General features: G+C 59.0%; 1 protein-coding gene and 1 pseudogene. Both read right to left on the bottom strand.

Going from position 1 to position 586, the window contains the following annotated elements; all coding sequences use genetic code 11:
- Positions 1 to 152, bottom strand: a pseudogene (locus ACXJ7R_RS35880) (cytochrome C); the annotation flags it as partial.
- A gap of 2 nt (positions 153 to 154) precedes the next feature.
- On the bottom strand, positions 155 to 586 hold a 432-nt coding region (locus tag ACXJ7R_RS35885; protein ID WP_457155910.1), incomplete at its 5' end, for a nitrate reductase cytochrome c-type subunit.

A 586-nucleotide genomic window follows, 5' to 3' on the forward strand; every position in this document is an offset into this window, starting at 1 on the left:
GTGTTGGTCAACTCAAGCGCAGTATTGAAAGCGCCCCAGAACATGACGCCGCCAACGAAACCGCCGAGCGTCAGGAATGCGAGACTGAGGGTTGCGGCTGGGGCGGTGAGGATGCGCCCTGCCCACAGCGCAATTTTTTTTATCCGCTGCATGCCTACTCGCTCCCAGCGGGTTTGACACCCAACTCGCTCATGTCCTTGAAGAGGTTTTGGACAAGAGGCTGAACGTTGGMCTGTGGCACATGGCAGGCCGTGCAGAAGTAGCGTCGCGGCGAGACATCGGCGATCATCTGACCTTCGCGCGTCATGTAGTGGGTGACGCTGATCATCGGTGCGCCAGAACCTTCGGTGAACTCGCGCTTGTGGCACGAGAGACAGCGGTTGGTGTTGACCGACAATTGATAACCCTCGATCGAATGCGGGATCACCGGGGGTTGGTCAGGATAGGCGCGCATCTTGCGAATATCGTCGACGATCCATTTCGGTAGAGGTTGAGCGGGAACTGACTCCATAGGCGGAGTCGCCCCTGTCAGTTTCGAGGCCATCTGGGCGATCGCCGCGGTCCCTGTGAGAAGGATGGCAACGGC

Source organism: Mesorhizobium sp. P5_C1, from assembly GCF_054049815.1.